General features: G+C 52.2%; 16 protein-coding genes. 11 read left to right on the top strand and 5 right to left on the bottom strand.

The genetic code is table 11. The features are described 5' to 3' along the window. Nucleotides 1-999, bottom strand: a complete 999-nt coding sequence (locus KO497_RS02725; protein ID WP_215942429.1) for a LacI family DNA-binding transcriptional regulator — start codon at nt 997-999, stop codon at nt 1-3. Nucleotides 1,000-1,186: 187 nt separating this feature from the next. On the opposite strand from KO497_RS02725, the gene KO497_RS02730 reads away from it, so the two are divergent. The 3 genes from KO497_RS02730 (at nt 1,187) to KO497_RS02740 (ending at nt 4,124) form a co-directional block, all read left to right on the top strand. Beyond that, on the top strand, nt 1,187-2,137 hold the full coding sequence (locus KO497_RS02730) for a sugar ABC transporter substrate-binding protein (protein WP_215942430.1): 951 nt from the start codon (nt 1,187-1,189) through the stop codon (nt 2,135-2,137). A gap of 75 nt (nt 2,138-2,212) precedes the next feature. Continuing rightward, complete coding sequence (locus KO497_RS02735; protein ID WP_215942431.1) at nt 2,213-3,334, top strand: ABC transporter permease; 1,122 nt, start codon at nt 2,213-2,215, stop codon at nt 3,332-3,334. 1 nt (nt 3,335) lies between these two features. After that, complete coding sequence (locus tag KO497_RS02740; protein WP_215942432.1) at nt 3,336-4,124, top strand: ATP-binding cassette domain-containing protein; 789 nt, start codon at nt 3,336-3,338, stop codon at nt 4,122-4,124. A gap of 121 nt (nt 4,125-4,245) precedes the next feature. Here KO497_RS02740 and KO497_RS02745 read toward each other — a convergent pair whose 3' ends face one another. Beyond that, complete coding sequence (locus tag KO497_RS02745) at nt 4,246-5,052, bottom strand: helix-turn-helix domain-containing protein (protein WP_215942433.1); 807 nt, start codon at nt 5,050-5,052, stop codon at nt 4,246-4,248. 107 nt (nt 5,053-5,159) lie between these two features. Between KO497_RS02745 and KO497_RS02750 the strand changes: the two genes are divergently transcribed. Next, the gene (locus tag KO497_RS02750) at nt 5,160-5,888 is read left to right on the top strand and encodes an aspartate/glutamate racemase family protein (protein ID WP_215942434.1); all 729 of its coding nucleotides are present in this window, start codon (nt 5,160-5,162) and stop codon (nt 5,886-5,888) included. Beyond that, on the top strand, nt 5,885-6,733 hold the full coding sequence (locus KO497_RS02755) for an asparaginase (protein ID WP_215942435.1): 849 nt from the start codon (nt 5,885-5,887) through the stop codon (nt 6,731-6,733). The genes KO497_RS02750 and KO497_RS02755 overlap by 4 nt, the downstream gene beginning before the upstream one ends. Nucleotides 6,734-6,848: 115 nt before the next feature. Here the strand turns inward: KO497_RS02755 and KO497_RS02760 are convergent, their stop codons facing one another. Together KO497_RS02760 and KO497_RS02765 are read right to left on the bottom strand one after the other, a co-directional pair. Next, the gene (locus KO497_RS02760; RefSeq protein WP_215942436.1) at nt 6,849-8,285 is read right to left on the bottom strand and encodes an alanine/glycine:cation symporter family protein; all 1,437 of its coding nucleotides are present in this window, start codon (nt 8,283-8,285) and stop codon (nt 6,849-6,851) included. Between the two features lie 186 nt (nt 8,286-8,471). Then, a complete protein-coding gene (locus KO497_RS02765) occupies nt 8,472-8,945 on the bottom strand; it encodes an RrF2 family transcriptional regulator (protein WP_215942437.1) in 474 nt (157 codons plus the stop codon). 216 nt (nt 8,946-9,161) lie between these two features. Here KO497_RS02765 and KO497_RS02770 point away from each other — a divergent pair, with 216 nt between their 5' ends. Next, nucleotides 9,162-9,419, top strand: a complete 258-nt coding sequence (locus KO497_RS02770; protein WP_215942438.1) for a sulfurtransferase TusA family protein — start codon at nt 9,162-9,164, stop codon at nt 9,417-9,419. Here KO497_RS02770 and mobA read toward each other — a convergent pair. After that, nucleotides 9,416-10,057: a molybdenum cofactor guanylyltransferase MobA gene (mobA, locus tag KO497_RS02775; protein ID WP_252729482.1), complete on the bottom strand. Its 642-nt coding sequence runs from the start codon at nt 10,055-10,057 to the stop codon at nt 9,416-9,418. The genes KO497_RS02770 and mobA overlap by 4 nt on opposite strands. Nucleotides 10,058-10,253: 196 nt before the next feature. Between mobA and KO497_RS02780 the strand changes: the two genes are divergently transcribed. The 5 genes from KO497_RS02780 (at nt 10,254) to KO497_RS02800 (ending at nt 16,508) form a co-directional block, all read left to right on the top strand. Next, nucleotides 10,254-10,838, top strand: coding sequence for an ANTAR domain-containing response regulator (locus KO497_RS02780; protein ID WP_215942439.1), 585 nt, complete (start codon nt 10,254-10,256; stop codon nt 10,836-10,838). After that, the gene (locus tag KO497_RS02785) at nt 10,835-12,010 is read left to right on the top strand and encodes an ABC transporter substrate-binding protein (protein ID WP_215942440.1); all 1,176 of its coding nucleotides are present in this window, start codon (nt 10,835-10,837) and stop codon (nt 12,008-12,010) included. Before KO497_RS02780 ends, KO497_RS02785 begins: the two co-directional genes overlap by 4 nt. A 282-nt stretch (nt 12,011-12,292) precedes the next feature. Beyond that, on the top strand, nt 12,293-13,660 hold the full coding sequence (locus KO497_RS02790) for a CmpA/NrtA family ABC transporter substrate-binding protein (protein WP_215942441.1): 1,368 nt from the start codon (nt 12,293-12,295) through the stop codon (nt 13,658-13,660). 57 nt (nt 13,661-13,717) lie between these two features. Beyond that, nucleotides 13,718-14,812: an ABC transporter permease gene (locus KO497_RS02795; RefSeq protein ID WP_215942442.1), complete on the top strand. Its 1,095-nt coding sequence runs from the start codon at nt 13,718-13,720 to the stop codon at nt 14,810-14,812. 4 nt (nt 14,813-14,816) lie between these two features. Next, entirely contained in the window at nt 14,817-16,508 is a 1,692-nt protein-coding gene (locus KO497_RS02800) for an ABC transporter ATP-binding protein (protein WP_215942443.1), read from the top strand. The last annotated feature ends 2 nt before the right edge of the window (nt 16,509-16,510 follow it).

Consider the following 16,510-nt stretch of genomic DNA (forward strand, 5'->3'; position numbering starts at 1 on the left):
TTAGGGACGGGGCCGCAATGTGCCCCGTTCCACCACACGACACGGGAATAATCGTGCTTCAGGGTAACGATCGGGCTCGTCCAGCATCGCGACCATCAATTCAATCGACGAACTGATAATTTGGCGAATAGGCTGATGGATGGTCGTCAGATTGATGTTTTCCCACCCTGACATTTCCATATCGTTCAAGCCAATGATGCCGATATCTTCGGGCGCGCGAAGGCCCATGTCTTTGACCGCACTGAGCGCGCCAATGGACAAGACATCATCCGCGCAAAAATACGCTTCAGCTGGGTTTTCCTTCAACAAACGTAGCATTTCAGCGCGGCCTGCCTCGAAAGAATAGGCAGAAGCATAACTATGGGAATGTGTAATTTCAGGGTGGCGAGACAGTTCATTTTCAAAGCCTTCAAGACGATCCTGTGCGGATGTCGCCAGCTGCGGACCACCCAAATAGGCCACTTTCTTATAGCCGCGCTGCACCAGTTCCCGTGCCGCCATGCGCCCCGCTTCGACGTTGTCGATACCCACGACATGTACATCAGGGCTGCTGGTGTAGCGGCCAAAGGTATGCACGACAGGGAGTTTTTGATCGCGAAAAGCCTTAGAGAATACTGGCGGTAGGGTGGATGACGCGACGATGGCACCATCCACTGAATACTGCTGTAGCATTCGTAAGGAGTTCTCGGGATCGACTTCGTCACTCAAATTAACCAAGAGCGGTCGCAATCCGCGATCTTGTAGGCCGCGGGTGAACAGGTCGAACACCTGCAAAAAGATCGGGTTGTGAAAGTTGTTGCTGACCAATCCGATCAGTTTGGTGCGGCGCGTCGTAAGGCTGCGCGCTAAAAAGTTCGGACTGTAGCCAAGTTCAGCGGCGGCTTTTTCAACTTTGCGACGCATTTTGAGGGAAACGGACGCACCATCTGTAAAGGTGCGCGAGACAGCCGAGGTCGAAACTCCAGCGCGGGTCGCGACATCTTTGAGCGTTGCAGTCATCACTTCATCCTCCTTGGCACGCAATGTTATGCCCGTATCTCTTTGAAATGTCAGTAGAGGTGAGGGTAGGGTTGCAAAATAATTTTTGCAACCGGTTGCAAAAAAAACGAATCCGTGTTTTGTTCTGTTTGAGAAGGGCGCAGCCCGCTCGATTGCTGATTAAAATCGCGTTCTTGGGAGGAACAACATGAAATCTATTTTTACCAAACTTATGCTGACCGCAGCGGTCATCGCGTCACCTGCTTTGGCGACAGCAGATGATCACGGCGATGACCTGAAATATATCCTTGTGAGCCACGCCCCAGATTCAGATACATGGTGGAACACAGTTAAAAACGGTATCGCCCTTGCGGGCGAGCAAATGGATGTAAGTGTTGAGTATCGCAATCCGCCAACCGGCGATTTGGCCGATATGGCACGCATCATCGAACAAGCTGCGGCAACGCAGCCAGATGGCATCATCACAACCCTCGCAGATTTCGATGTCTTGAGCGGTCCTATCCGTTCTGCAGTCGATCAGGGCATTGACGTCATCATCATGAATTCCGGAACTGTTGAGCAAGCACGCGACGTTGGCGCGCTGATGTTCGTTGGTCAGCCAGAGTATGATGCTGGTCTCGCAGCGGGCCTTCGCGCCAAAGGTGACGGCGTTGAGAGCTTTGTTTGTGTCAACCACGCGATCTCCAACACTGTTGTAGCGCAGCGTTGTCAAGGCTTTGCAGACGGCTTGGGTGTCGAGCTTGGCAGCCAAATGATCGACTCTGGCGAAGACCCCTCGGAGGTTAAAAACCGCGTTCAAGCCTATTTGAATGCCAATCCTGATACAGATGCGGTTTTGACGCTTGGTCCGGTTTCCGCTGACCCTACGCTGCTTGCACTTGACGAAATGGGGCTCTCTGGTGAGATCTACTTTGGTACATTCGACCTTGGCGAAGAAATCGTAAAAGGCATCAAAAACGACATTATTGAGTGGGGCATCGACCAGCAACCATTCTTGCAGGCCTACCTGCCTGTTGTGATCCTGTCCAACTTTGATCGTTACGGCGTACTTCCAGGCAACAACATCAACTCTGGTCCCGGTTTCGTGACCAAAGATGCACTTGAAAAAGTTGAAGAGTTTGCTGGCGTCTACCGCTAAGTCAAACCGTTAAGAAGGGTGCGCAGGATTTTGCGCGCCCTTTGTTTTTTATATTTAAAATGAGAGGGAGTGCTCATGTCACAAGCCAACGAGGCCATTGAGAGTGACGAACGAGTCAAACGGATTTCCCCCCTGCGCAAAGCCCTTATCCGACCTGAGCTTGGTGGTATGTGTGGGACGGTTATCGTCTTCGTTCTGTTTCTAATTTTTGCCGGTGATAGCGGCATGTTTAGCCCGCAAGGTGTGATGAACTGGAGCCAAGTTTCGGCACAGTTTATGATCATCGCCGTTGGGGCATGTTTATTGATGATTGCTGGCGAGTTCGACCTGTCAGTCGGCTCTATGATTGGGTTCGCCAGTATGATCATGGCAATTTTTGCCACGACTTTCGGCTGGCCTATGTGGCTCGCAATTCTCGTCACTTTTGCCATTACAATTAGCCTCGGCGCCATGAACGGCCTTATTGTCGTTCGCACAGGTCTGCCAAGCTTTATTGTGACGCTGGCATTCTTGTTCATTTTGCGCGGTTTCGCGATTTTCTTGCCCTATGCATTCGAAGGCAAAAGCAACATCGGCGGCATCAAAGAAATCTCGGAAGGTGACTGGCTTGCTTCTGTGTTCGGTGGCAAGATTTTCAAAGGCTTGTTCCAATGGATGGGCGACAATGAACTGATCGCCACGTTCTCACGCGGTACAAAAGCTGGCCAGCCAGTTATTGAAGGCATCCCAATGTTGATCGTCTGGGCCCTTGGCTTGATTTTCTTGGGTCACTTCATTCTCACACGCACAAAATTCGGCAACTGGATTTTTGCTGCGGGCGGTGATTCCGAAGCCGCACGTAATTCTGGAGTTCCGGTCGATCGTGTTAAGATTTTGCTCTTCATGTTTACAGCCTTCTGCGCCACGGTTTTGGCTACGGTTCAGGTCATGGAATTCAGCTCAGCTGACGCAGGGCGTGGCTTGCTTAAAGAATTCGAAGCCATCATCGCGGTTGTGATTGGCGGCGCATTGCTCACAGGTGGTTATGGGTCAGTCTTGGGTGCGGCGCTTGGTGCTTTGATCTTTGGCGTTGTGCAGCAGGGTCTGTTTTTTGCTGGTGTTGAAAGCTCGCTGTTCCGCGTCTTCCTAGGCGTCATCTTGCTCGGTGCGGTGATCTTGAACACCTACATCCGCCGCATCATCACGGGAGAACGTTGATATGAGTACTGATATCAAACCACTCATTCAAATGAAGAATATCGAAAAGCACTTTGGCCGCGTGATTGCTTTGGCTGGTGTGTCTGTCGATATTTTCCCTGGCGAATGTCACTGTCTCTTGGGCGATAACGGCGCGGGTAAATCCACCTTTATCAAGACCATGTCAGGGGTGCATAAACCCACGCATGGCGAAATCTTATTTGATGGCGTACCGATGCAGTTTGCCGACCCTCGTGATGCGATCACAGCTGGGATTGCGACTGTGCACCAACATTTGGCGATGATTCCGCTGATGTCTGTGAGCCGTAATTTCTTTATGGGCAATGAGCCACAGAAGTCTTTTGGCCCTTTCAAGGTGTTTGATCACGCGCATGCGAATGAGGTCACAATGACCGAAATGCGCAAGATGGGCATTAACCTGCGCGGACCAGATCAGGCCGTTGGTACATTGTCTGGCGGTGAGCGCCAGACTGTTGCCATTGCGCGTGCGGTGCACTTTGGGGCGAAGGTTCTTATTCTTGATGAACCGACCTCTGCTCTTGGTGTGCGCCAAACAGCCAACGTGCTGGCCACCATCGACAAGGTGCGCAAGCAAGGTGTTGCCGTGGTCTTTATCACGCATAACGTACGTCATGCGATGGCCGTTGGGGATCGTTTTACAGTGCTGAACCGCGGTAAAACCCTAGGCACAGCAACGCGTGGGGAGGTCTCTCCTGAAGAGCTGCAAGATTTGATGGCCGGTGGTCAGGAACTTGCGACCCTTGAAGGGTCTCTTGGCGGTACGGTTTAGGCCGATAGGGCAAGAGATTTAGGAAAGCTGCGGCGCTGCGGGCATAAGGCTTGCTGCGCCGTTTTTGTGTGAAAATGACGATGATTTTTGGGATGACGCGCGATTGCGAACCCCGACTTGTCTAACGTGAATAGGCTTCAAACAAATGCGGGCCACTTGTTGTGTTGTCGATCATTTCAAGAACATGCTCTGGAATATGCGGGCTGTCACGGTCAAACAATCCGCTATGGCGCAGAGCAGTCATGGAATGCATGGAGTGGGGCGGGCGTTCGAACACCACGCGCACGGCGCAGGGCATATGGTTGCTATCCGCAGATACGCCAAGTTTGATGCCATGTAGGCGGGTCCAACGCATAGAATAATCGGGGTAAAGCACCGTTTGAGTTAGCTCGACTTCGGCGCCATATTCGTGATCCGACATGAAAATGCGATCCCCTGTCATCAAAGCAGCCCCTTGATAGCGAAAATGATGACGGCAGGATTTGTCGTGTGGCCCCATGCGTTCGAGGCGTTTGTAAAACATATAATGGTCGCGAGCCTCAAAGGTAATCAGGTTTCGGATCACCTTTCCGGGCTGTGACATGGATTGGTAATATTCCCAAAATGTGCCAGCCATATTCTGAATGCGAGGTTCATTTCTGGCCATAAGTTTATCGATGTATTGGCGTAACATGCGCCCTGTGCTGTCATCATTGTCGAGGCCGCGCAGCTGGATCAACTCGGCAAAATCCTTGGGGGGCAGCATCAATTCGTGCATTTCAACGCCAAAGTAGTCACATAATTTGCGCATTAGCCCTGTTCGAGGGGTCGACGTCCCTGCAAGGTAACGATTGAGTTGACTGCGATTGATACCCAAATCGCGACTGACCTGAGAGATGGATGTCTTGAAGGAGCATAGCAGGCGCAGATTTTCAGATATTTCGGACATCTTGCTCTTTTTCTCGCGGTAATTGCATCAGTTAGCACCAATTTGCGCGCAATGAGCCAATTGTCAACAACAGGTAAACCGCGCATGATCAAGATAAGGAGACTTCTATGACAAACAGACCATTTACGATCGGGATCATTGCAGGATCTGGCCCCGAAGCAGGAATCGATTTGTGGTCCAAGGTTCTGATATCAAACCAGAAAATTATGGGTGACGCCTTTCATGGCGATCTTGAGGCACCACGCGTGGTTATTGTGTCTGAGCCACAATTGGGCTTGTCTATGGCGCTGCGCGCCAACGAGACTGAAACGTGGGAGGCCGTAGAACGCAGTGTGCGCCAAATCGCGCCACAAGTAGATTTCTTTGTGATTGCCTGTAACACATTGAATTGGTTTGCGCCGCGGATCGATGCTTTACTGTCCACCTTGCCGGATGCGGGTGAGTTTTTGTCATTTCAGTCGGTGTTAAGAGAAGTCCTTTTGCAAGCAGGTCAGTCCTCTGTCGGTCTATTGGCTGCGGGTCCCGTTGCGGCACTTGACGACTATTCCGTTTACACGACACTTTGTTCGGACATAGAGTTTGAGACACCTAAACAAGCAGAACCATTGCACTTTTTAATCGAAGATGTGAAACGGTTCGGGCAGAATCACAACGGGCTGGCACAGCGCTTTGAAGATATCGCCCAAAACCTGACCGCATCCGTTGTTGTTTTGGCCTGCACAGAGTTGCCATTGATTGCCGCAGATGTGGCTGGCAAAACATTTATAGACGTGACGGAGTGTGTGGCGGAAACGCTGGTAACCCGCGCGATCACCGCGCGAAAGATTGATCTATGAAGTTGCTATTGATCCACACAGGCGGCACCATCGGTATGGTGTCAAGCGATGACGGATTGACACCACAAGCTGGTCTTGTTGAAGCGGCTGTGGCTGCGCGTTTGCCCGTAGGTGTCGATGTACATCAGCATGTTTTTACGCCTTTGGTGGACAGTGCCAACCTTGGACCCGATCATTGGAATGAAATGCTAGATGTGATCGATGCGCATCCTGACTGCCCTGTTTTGGTGATCCAAGGCACAGACACAATGGCGTTTACAGGCGCGGCGCTATCGCAAGCGCTAGAAGGGCTGGAGCGCCGCGTGGTGCTCTGCGCCTCCATGGTGCCTCTTGGGGCAGGCGGTGATGCTGAGGCTAATTTAAGCTCTGCGATCGACGCCTTGCTGCATGATAAAACTGTTGGCGTATTTCTGTCTTTTAACAACACATTGATGTCTGCGCGTGCTGTGGTCAAGCATCACAGTTATGCGCTGGATTCATTTCGGACCATCCCGCAAGACCCAATGACACGGCCCAAGCATCGTCGCTTTGGGGCCAAACGATTGGCTATCGTGACCTTGGCTGCAGGTCTACCCGCAGCAGCACTTGCGGCGATGTTGGCGGAACTGGACGGGGCTGTATTGCGGGTTTTTGGTACGGGCACGATCATGAGTGACGCGGGTCTTATTGCTGCGTTGTCTCAGGCCGTCGAACGTGGCGTGCAAATCCGTGCCGTTAGTCAGTGTGAGGTCGGTTCGCTTGAACCAGGCACTTATGCTGCGGGGGCGGCTTTGTGGAATACGGGTGTGCAAAACGGTGGACGTGAGACGCCAGAGGCTGCCTTGGTCCATCTGTGGCTGAACTGATCCGTTAAAGCTGCCGTCTTTACGGCGTCTTTTATATGCGTTTAACAGTAAAAGGGCCGCCCGAAGGCGACCCAGTCTATCTTAATATGTTTTAGATGTGTTCCAACGTGATCGCTTAGTCGTCTTTCCAGCGCGCTGTGTTCCAAGCCTCACGGTCCAGATTCAAGTCCTGAAAATCGTCAGGGTCAAACACGGGCCGTTTGACGCCAGCTTTAAGTTGCTTGCGGAAATCATCCACGACACGCATTGCCGTCGGGAAGAGCATCATCAAGGCCACAAGGTTGACCACAGCCAAAATGCCCATCATCGGATCTGAGAAGAAGAATACAGATGTCGCATTAGGCGCTACGGCACCCAACATCACGATGCCCAAAATCGCCACACGCAAGCCGATGATTGCTTCTTTGGATTTCGTGATCGCCGCCATAGCATTTTCGCCAAGGTAGGTGTTGTAGATGATCGACGAAAACGCAAAGAGCAAAATACCAACAGTCAAAGCGTATTTGGACCAATCGCCAAAGTGGCTTGCCAAAGATTGCTGTGTCAACACAACGCCATCGATGCCTTCAGCGCCCGGAACATAGACATCGCCCAGCAGCACAACAAAAGCTGTACAAGAACAGATGATGATAGTGTCGATGAACACCGAGAAAGACTGCGTGATGCCTTGGCTTACTGGGTGGCGCACAAGCGCTGTAGCCGCCACGTTTGGCGCAGAGCCCAAGCCTGCCTCGTTCGAGAACAGTCCCCGACGCAGACCGTTGGCAATTGCAGCACCCATGCCGCCTGCAACAGCTTCGTTAAAGCCAAATGCACTGCTGACGATTTCGGTGAAGACCCGTGGGATTTCGCCAATGTTCAAGAGTATCGCAAGAACTGCCAAGCCGATGTAACCAACAGCCATCACAGGCACAACGACATCCGCCGCTTTGGCGATGCGTTTGATACCACCGAAGACAACAAAGGCCGTGATCACGACAAGTGCGATGCCAGTGTACAGGCGGTCAATGCCAAAGGATTCTTGCACCGCACCGGCAACTGTATTGCCTTGGAAGGCGTTAAAGCCAAGACCAAAGGACGCGAGCAAACATACAGCATAGATCACAGCGATCCAGTTGTAGCGCGCGCCAAGTCCGCGACGAATGTAGTCTGCTGGACCACCGCGAAAGGCGCTGTCGCCATCAGATTGTTTGTAAACTTGCGCCAAAGTACATTCGATTAATGATGTCGCCATGCCAGCAAAGGCAATCGCCCACATCCAGAACACCGCACCAGGGCCGCCAAGCGTGATCGCCACGGCAACACCAGCAATGTTACCACCGCCCACGCGTCCACCAACAGACACAAGCAAAGCCGCACGTGCGGACAAAGCGTTCGGGTCTTGGTTTTGGTTGTCGCCAGACAAGACGCGGAACATACGTTTGAAAAACTCGATCTGGATGAAACCAGACATGAGTGTCATGAAAATGCCAAATACGACAAGTATGGGGATAAGGGCCCATCCCCACGTGAGGTCATTGATGACCCCAAAGAATGCTTCTAGGTTTTGCATAGTCCCTCCAGTCAGAACCAATTGTGTGTGTTAGTGACGTTTCTTGGGCATTTTCGCCTCGTTGTTCTTGCGCGGACCCTAGGTAACTGGGGGCAAGCTGGCTATTGCCTAAGATAGGAACATCTGGCGCTATTCGGTTCTATTTTGACACTATTTAGCACCATTTCAAATGAGTTCGATCTATTCTTACGCCTCAGTGTGCTGCCCGCAAGCGTCTATTTTGGGTGGGCTTAAGCTGAGGATGGCTTCCAGTCCGCAATTTCCATAGACCAAATCAGCCAATGTAACGGCGTCGAGTTCATTGTAAAAGGCTTCCAGAGCACGCTCTATATACTGGCGCAGTCTACAGCTGTCAGACAAGGGGCATGTGTTTGTACGCGGCGAAAAGCATTCGGCAAACGGGACATTGCTTTCAAAGATACGAAACAACTGGCCGATAGAAATTTCAGTCATATCACGTCCCAGCCGTAAGCCGCCTGAGCGCCCGCGCTGGGTCGAAACATATCCATGCAGATGTAATTGATGCACGACTTGCGCCAAATGATTGCTAGATGCGTTGCATGCCTGCGCGATGTCAGATGACCGCACAGTCTCATCTTTGTGGACCGCACAAAACATCAAAACACGCGCCGCGAGATTGGTTTTTGTTGTCAAACGCATGATCTGCCCGCTTTCGATACTGTGGTACAATTGAGCTGCCCTAAGGGGCTCGGTCTCAAAATGTCGTAGCGCGCTAAAATGTGCGGGTCTCTGATCTAGATCAGGTGGGGACGGGCTGTTGTCGCACGCATAGGCCAATGACCTAGCTTTTGTTCGGATTTTATTGATCAAAATCTGCAATAGACAAGGCGCGCGCAGCCTCCTATGCAAATGCGTATGAAGTGGGATCAAGACATCGACGCCATCGGCCTTTTGTGCCCTTTGCCTGTGCTCAAAGCGCGCAAGCGATTGTTGGCGATGAAAACCGGTGAGGTTTTGCGCCTTGTGGCGTCAGACCCTGCTGCAGTGATTGATGTGCCGCATTTTTGCGCCGAAGCCGGCCATAGGCTTTTGGCGCAAACCGTAGCAGACGAGGCGCAGTGCAAGCTTAGCCCGACTGGCACGGCGCATTTCTATTTCATCAAATGTGGTTAAGTATCTTGCGTGCTTATCTGCTCAGCCAGTTTCAAATCTTCAGGTGTGTTGATGTTGAAGAACGGATCAAAGGCTGATGCTTCAAACATAATTGTGTCTGCGTTTTGTGCGTGGGTCCATTGCGTGACCTTGCGAGTGCCCGCCAATAGATCCGCACGCAGTTGATCGCGGGCATCCGTGGGCCAAATCCCAAACGTGGGATGCAGCCACAGTTGACCTGTCGCGTCGCGCGTACCAGCCAAAGCGATTTTGCCCTCGGTACGTTCTGCATTAAGGCGATTGGCAAGGTCGCGGGGAAAAAACGGGGTATCCACGGCTGTGGTGATCACGGCCTCATGCCCCAGACCTGCGGCCCAGTCCATCGCCGCTAAGATGCCGGACAGTGGGCCAAGATGGCCCTCTAATGGATCGGGGATCACCCGAACATTATATTGCGCAAATCGAGCGACATCCCCATTCGCATTCAGTGCAACAGGCGAACATTGCGCTTTCAGACGCGCAAGCCCGTGTTCCAATAGCGTTTTGTCACCCAATTGACATAGCGCCTTGTCGCGTGCGCCCATGCGTATTCCGCGCCCTCCAGCCAAAATCAGAGCAGGTATTTTGATCATCGCTGGATTGTCCGGATTGCTGGTCATTGGTGCGGTCCATATGCAAGGCGCTCAATTTGGCGCGAAGCGCTCTTATATGCAAGGGGTTTCAGGATTCAGTTTCATCATCATAGAGAGCAACCTTGCGCGCTTCGATTAAAAAATAGGCGTTGGGCCATAATTTTACACAGTACCTCCCTGCGTTGACTTTACAACGCAAAGCCCCTGTGACCCTTGTCAAATTATGGCCAATACTCTTTCCGTTATCATTGTCGAACCCGATCCCGCGCGTGCGCAGCTTATCATCGATAGCCTGTGCGATGCGGGCGATTACCATGTGCATGTCATCGCTGAACCCACAGGTTTGGCGCGTCATATCAAAGCGCATAATCCAGACATCGTGTTGATCGATGTCGAAAGCCCTTCACGGGATACGCTCGAAGAACTTACACTTGCATCTGGCCCCCTGGATCGTCCTGTGGCGATGTTCGTGGACCGTTCAGATGATGGTCTGTCCACGGCCGCGATCGAGGCGGGGGTCTCAGCTTACGTGGTCGACGGTCTGCAAAGTCAGCGTGTGAAACCTGTAATTGACGCGGCCATTGCGCGGTTCCGTATGTTCCAACGGATGCGTACGGAGCTGGCGGAAACCAAGCGCGCTTTGGAAGAACGTAAAGTCATTGATCGCGCAAAGGGGATGCTGATGCGTGCCCGCGGGATTGGCGAGGACGAAGCCTATGCGCTTTTACGCAAGACCGCGATGGATCAAGGTAAACGCGTGGCTGATGTTGCCAACGCGTTGGTGACCGCTGCGGGGCTTTTGGCATGAAGGGCACGGTTCTCTCTGTTGGTTTCATGCCGCTGGTGGATGCAGCACCACTGATTGTTGCACAAGAAATGGGGTTCGCTGCCGAAGAAGGTATCGCACTGGATTTGCGCCGCGCGCCATCGTGGTCATCTTTGCGGGATATGCTCAGTTTTGGCCAAGTTGAGGCGGCACATATGTTGTCACCAGTGCCTGTTGCTTCTGCTTTGGGACTAGGTGGAGCACATGCAAAACTGTCTGCAGTCTCGGTTTTATCCATAAATGGGACTGTTATTGGTGTTTCCAATGCTTTGGCGCAGAAAATGCGCGGGCAGGGGCACAGTTTTGATTTCCGCGATGCTTATGCCGCGGGTAATGCGCTGATTGCGGCTGCAGGGGCGCGGTTGCGCATCGGCGTGCCATTTCCGTTTTCGATGCATGCGGAACTTTTGTATTACTGGCTATCGGCTTTAGGGCTTCCCGCGCCGCAGGGCGTCGATATTAAAACGGTCCCCCCGTCGTTGATGGCAGAGGCTATCAAGGCGGGCGAGATCGACGCTTTTTGTGTAGGGGAACCTTGGGGGTCTATCGCTGTGGAAAACGGCGTTGGTGAATTGTTATTGCCCGGATCCGCGATATGGTCCTTTGCGCCGGAAAAAGTTCTTGCTGTGCGCTCTGATTGGGCTGAACAAGAAACGGCCCTGATGGGGCGGTTGATCCGGTCTGTATGTCGCGCTGGGCGGTGGCTGGCTGATCCGTCATCGCGCCTTTTGCGGTCCGAACTTTTGGCGCGTCCTGAATACCTGAACATGTCTGCTGACATTTTGGACCGGTCCTTTGATGGGCGGTTGGTGATTTCCAAAGCGGGTGTTGAACGTCGCGTAGATCAATTCATGGAATTCAACACAGGGGCGGCTTGTTTTCCGTGGCGATCCCAAGCGGAATGGATTGGTGGTCAGCTCGCTGCGCGTTTGGGGCTTGATCGCCCTGCGGCTTTAGCTGCTGCAGGATCGGTGTTTCGATCTGATCTATATCGCGCCGCACATGCCCGAACATCCGCAGATATGCCGATTGCATCGAGCAAAGTTGAAGGCGGTGTCGAGGTGCCAACAGCCGTTGCATCAGAATCAGGTCAGATCATTTTGCAGCCTGACCGGTTTTTCGATGGGCGCGTTTTTGAGCCAAATTTGGGCTAGAGCTTAAATAATAAGCAAAACTACCGAGGGTTTTGCTGCTGTTGAAAAAACATTCCGTGATGCATTGCGGACTTCGCATCAAAACGGTCCACTGAACTCAGTCGAAGGCAATGGCGCCACGACGCAGAATTATGTTTCCAGTGATGGAATACGAAGAGCAAAGCCGCTCGATACGTTCACCCTCCTCCTCCCGGGTGGGTCGTATCGGCGGTTTTTTTTGTGTTTGAGGTCGGTGTGCCGAGCAAGCCACCCTCAAGCGGATGACGACAAAGGGACACGGTAATGAAGAAACTACTTATTGGCCTCATCGCCAGCACAGCACTCGCAGCACCCGGTTTTGCCGAAATGCTAGATCTTGAAAAAGACGAACTGACATTTGGCTTTATCAAATTGACCGACATGGCACCGCTCGCTGTTGCATACGAGCAGGGCTTCTTTGATGACGAAGGTCTGTTTGTCACATTGGAAGCGCAAGCCAACTGGAAAGTGCTTTTGGATGGCGTGATCGACGGCACACTGGACGGTGCGCATATGCTGGCGGGTCAGCCTTTGGCGGCCACAATCGGTTACGGCACCGAAGCGCATATCGTCACGCCATTCTCAATGGATTTGAACGGCAATGCGATCACCTTGTCGAACGAGGTTTGGGAAACCATTAAGCCGACTTTGCCAACAGACCCTGATGGCAAAATCTCGCACCCTATTTCAGCTTCCGCTTTGAAACCTGTGCTTGACGATTACGCTGCTAAAGGCAAGCCGTTCAACATGGGCATGGTGTTCCCAGTGTCCACGCATAATTATGAACTGCGCTACTGGTTGGCAGCGGGTGGTATCAACCCTGGATACTACTCACCTGAAAACGTCTCCGGTCAAATCGGTGCAGAAGTCTTCTTGTCTGTGACGCCCCCACCTCAAATGCCAGCGACGTTGGAAGCGGGCACGATCGACGGTTATTGCGTTGGGGAACCGTGGAACCAGCAAGCCGTGTTTAAAGGCATCGGCGTGCCTGTGATCACCGATTACGAACTTTGGAAAAACAACCCAGAGAAAGTGTTCGGCATCACCAACGAATTTTCTGAAATGTACCCGAACACAACCAAAGCTGTGGTCAAGGCGCTGATCCGCGCTGCGATGTGGTTGGACGAAAACGACAACGCCAACCGTCCTGAAGCGGTGGAAATCCTGTCACGTGCCGACTATGTGGGCGCCGATTACGATGTGATTGCGAACTCTATGACGGGGACGTTTGAGTATGAAAAAGGCGATGCGCGCGAGGTTCCAGACTTCAACGTGTTCTTCCGTCACCACGCCACATACCCGTTCTATTCTGACGCTGTTTGGTACCTGACGCAGATGCGTCGCTGGGGTCAAATTGCCGAGGCCAAGCCTGATAGCTGGTATGATGAGGTTGCGAAATCTGTTTACAAACCAGAGATTTACCTCGAGGCAGCAAAGCTTTTGGTCGAAGAAGGTTTGGCAGATTCAGCTGATTTCCCTTGGGACTCTGATGGCTATAAAGCGCCAACGCCAGCTGAGGACATCATCGATGGTATCGAGTTCAATGGTGCCACGCCAAATGCTTACTTGGAAAGCCTGCCGATTGGCCTGAAAGGCGAACAGATCGTCTCAGGTTCAGACATCAAAGGTTAATCTTAAGCGGAGCGCCTAAAGGCGCTCCACCTTTTACCGTTTTTAAGGATCGCCCCAATGACTGCCATTGACCCACATACCTTGGACGCAGATAGCATTGCGAAGTCCAAAGAGGCAAAGCGCGCCAGACTGTTCACCCGTATCAACAAAGCGGATAAATGGTTTCAAGTGATCGGCCTGAGCTGGATGACCCCGATTTTGAAAGCGCTCGCGGGCGACAATCCACGCGCGCAAGGCAAGGAAATTTGGCGCCTTTTGGGTGTGCCTGTCTTGGCGATCATCGGATTTTTACTGCTTTGGGGCGTTATGGCACCCAAGGTCGTGACCTCTCTTGGGGCGATCCCCGGACCGGCAGCTGTCTGGGTCGAGGCAAAGAACCTTCACGCAGATGCGATTGCAAAATCGGAAAAGAAAGCCAGTCATGAAGAACGTGTGACAAAACGCAACGAGCGCTTTATTGCGAATGGTCAGCCTGACAAAGTTAAGGACATTCCATATACGGGGTCGCCGTCTTACTACACACAGATTTGGACCTCGATCAAAACGGTGTTCTTTGGCTTCTTGATTGGTTCTGTTATCGCCATTCCTTTGGGCATCTTTGCAGGCCTGTCACCTTATGCGAACTCAGCCATAAACCCGTTGGTACAATTGTTTAAACCTGTATCGCCGCTGGCGTGGTTGCCGATTGTGACCATGGTTGTCTCTGCCGTCTACACCACGAACGATGGCATGTTTTCCAAGTCGTTTTTGGTATCCGCGATCACGGTGACGCTCTGTTCGCTTTGGCCCACGTTGATCAACACGGCGATGGGGGTGGCCACCATCGACAAAGATTTGATTTCTGTCTCTAAAGTTCTGAAAATGAACACATACAGTAAAATCACCAAGCTGGTTTTGCCCTCTGCTTTGCCGTTGATTTTCACCGGCTTGCGCCTGTCATTGGGTGTGGGCTGGATGGTTTTGATCGCTGCTGAAATGCTGGCGCAGAATCCCGGATTGGGCAAGTTCGTTTGGGATGAATTCCAAAACGGATCCTCGCAATCTTTGGCGAAAATCATCGTTGCGGTGCTGACCATCGGTATCATCGGGTTCTTGTTGGACCGTGTGATGTTCGCACTGCAATCCCTGACAACTTTCTCGAACAACCGGTGATCTCATGAGCATTTTAACGTTCGAAAACGTCAACAAAGGCTTCGGCAACGGGCTGACGCGTCAAGAAGTTCTCAAGGACATTTCCTTGGATGTAAAAGAAGGTGAATTCCTTGCCATCCTAGGGTTCTCTGGCTCTGGAAAGTCCACGATCATGAATATGGTCGCAGGTCTGGAAAAGCCCGACACAGGCAGCGTGACCTTCAAAGGTCAGCCGATTGAAGGCCCCGGCCCAGAACGCGGTTTGGTGTTTCAGTCCTATTCTTTGATGCCGTGGTTGACGGTCAAAGGGAATGTCCTATTGGCGGTTCAAAGCGTCTTTCCAAAGCTGTCCAAGGCTGAGCAAAGCGACAAAGCGGATCACTACATCAATATGGTTGGGTTGGGGCACGCGTCAGCGCGTCGCCCTGCGGAATTGTCCGGCGGGATGCGTCAACGTGTGTCTGTGGCCCGTGCTTTGGCGATGGACCCTGAGATGCTGTTGCTGGACGAGCCATTGTCTGCGCTTGATGCTTTGACACGTGCGAATTTGGCCGATGAGATTTTGGATATTTGGGAGCAGGACAAAAAGACCTGTATCTTGATCACCAACGATGTGGACGAAGCCATTTTACTGGCGGATCGCATTGTGCCACTCAATCCTGATGGCACGTTGGGTGAGCCTTTTGTGGTGAATATTCCACGTCCACGGGATCGTGGGGCGATGAACAACGATGTGACGTTCAAAGCCTTACGCGTTGCTGTGACGTCTTACTTGATGGATGTGGGGATCACCGCCAAACACGAAGAATCGCGCATCCTGCCAAATGTAACGCCGATCCATTCTGTGCCTGCGGCTGTGACCAAAGCCCAAGAAGGCATGATCACAGATCGTTACCTTGATTTCTCGCAAATCCATAAGATTTACCCGACCCCCAAAGGGCCGCTCACTGTTGTGGAAGACTTTGATCTTAAGGTGAACCGTGGCGAATTTATTTCAGTTATCGGCCACTCTGGTTGCGGCAAATCTACTGTTTTGACGATGGCGGCAGGTCTGAATGATATCTCGAAAGGTGTCATCAAACTTGATGGGTATGAGGTGCGTGGCGCGGACCCTGAACGCGCGGTTGTGTTCCAATCGCCGAACCTGTTCCCTTGGCTCACAGCCAAAGAAAACGTCGCCATCGGTGTGCATAAAGTCTATCCCAACGCCAGCCAAGCTGAACGCCAAGATGTGATCGAATACTATTTGGAACGTGTGGGGCTCGCGGACGCGATGGACAAAGAAGCGCATTCTATGTCCAACGGTATGAAACAGCGTGTCGGAATCGCTCGCGCCTTTGCTTTATCGCCCAAATTGCTGCTGCTTGATGAGCCCTTCGGTATGCTTGACAGTCTGACACGGTGGGAATTGCAAGAGGTGTTGATGGAAGTGTGGGAACGCACAAAAGTCACCACGATCTGTGTCACGCATGACGTGGATGAGGCGATTTTGCTGTCGGACCGTGTTGTGATGATGACCAATGGGCCACAGGCGACAATCGGCAAAATCACCAATGTTAATCTGCCACGACCACGCACCCGCAAAGCGCTGCTTGAGCACCCTGATTACTATCACTACCGCCAAGAGGTTCTCGATTTCTTGGAAGAGTACGAACACGGTGCCAAACCAAAACCAAAGGTGCAAATGCCTGCCGTGAAATCAGTCGCAGCCGAGTAACC

The sequence above is a fragment of the Pacificibacter marinus genome (genome assembly GCF_018860665.1).
Lineage (GTDB): Bacteria > Pseudomonadota > Alphaproteobacteria > Rhodobacterales > Rhodobacteraceae > Celeribacter > Celeribacter marinus_A.